The sequence below is a fragment of the Mycolicibacterium lacusdiani genome (genome assembly GCF_021916785.1).
GTDB classification, from domain to species: Bacteria; Actinomycetota; Actinomycetes; order Mycobacteriales; family Mycobacteriaceae; genus Mycobacterium; species Mycobacterium lacusdiani.
Window position 1 is genome coordinate 1 of the sequence record NZ_JAKCFC010000021.1, and the last position, 1293, is coordinate 1293.

At 65.0% G+C, this 1293-nt stretch carries 1 protein-coding gene; it reads right to left on the minus strand.

Annotated features, from left to right (window positions below):
- Window positions 1-12: 12 nt before the first annotated feature.
- Window positions 13-1080, minus strand: coding sequence for an IS110 family RNA-guided transposase (locus LOK44_RS29620; protein WP_443678119.1), 1068 nt, complete (start codon window positions 1078-1080; stop codon window positions 13-15).
- Window positions 1081-1293 lie beyond the last annotated feature (213 nt).

Consider the following 1293-nt stretch of genomic DNA (forward strand, 5'->3'; position numbering starts at 1 on the left):
GTTTCTCCTATGTCAAGCCGCTGCGAGTTGGCGTGGCTTTGGTCGGGTTTTCTGGTCGGTATGGAGGTGGTTGAAGACCACGCGGGCTAAGCGGCGTTTGAGGCAGCGCAGGGCCTCGGCGCTCGAGTCGCCCTCTGCGCGGCGATGGTGGTAGTAGGTTCGACCGAGTCCGTCGAGGCGGATTTGAGTAATTGCGATGCGGTGCAGTGCGGCGTTGAGCTGGCGGTTGCCAGAGCGGGTCATTCGGACCCGTCCGGCGGTGTTGCCCGACCACACCGGGATGGGTGCCACGCCGCTGTGGCGGGCGAAGGCTGCCTCGCTCTTGAACCGGGCGACGCCGGCGGTTTCGCCGATGATCTTGGCCGCGGTCAGTTCGCCACAGCCGGGTAGGGACAACAAGACCGGTGCCATGGCGCGGACGCGTTCACCGATCCGTGTGGCCAACGCGTTGATGGTGTCGGTGAGGCGGGTGATGTCGGCGAGTTCATCGCGAGCCAACTCCGCGACCAGTCCAGGTTGATCGGCCAGCCAGTCGCCGAGCAGCCGGCGATGCTTGGCCAGATCCAGCGACCCCGGCTTGGGCGAACGAGATGGGTCGAGTTCGTGAACCCGCCACAGGAGCCGATTGATCGTCGAGGTCCGTTGCCCGACAAGGTCTTCGCGACGGTCGATGAGCAGCTTCAGTTCCCGCGATACCTCGTCGTGCGAGGCGACCGGTAAATCAGGCTCCCGCAGATAGGCCCGTGCGACGGCCAGCGCATCGATCGGATCGGACTTGCCCCGGGTGCGCGCAGACTTGCGCGTCAACGCCATCAGCTTCGGCGGCACGCGGACCACCTTCTGATCAGCAGCCAACAGGTCGCGCTCCAAGCGGGCCGACAAATGCCGGCAATCCTCGATCGCCCACACCAGCTCGACACCGAACTGAGCGCGAGCCCACCGGACCGCCTGGCGGTGACCTACCGTCGTCGCCTCGACGACCTTCTCACCGAGTCTGCGCCCCACCTCGTCGACGGCGACGAAGGTGTGTGTGCGCTTGTGGACATCGGCTCCAACAACAACCATGGTGGTTGCCTCCATTCACTGTGAGGTGACGGTTGGGCCGGTCGGCGGACACATCTCAGTGGGGGCGATGCCACGCTCCTATCAAGTCACGCCCGGCCGGTCCTTCTCACCTGATGCCGACAAAACGCATGCACGCCAACCCGAAGGCGGCACCGACGCTACGAGCCAGACACCAGGTGATCAGGATCCAACCACCGCGATACGCGGCGACCTCACTTTGACACTGAC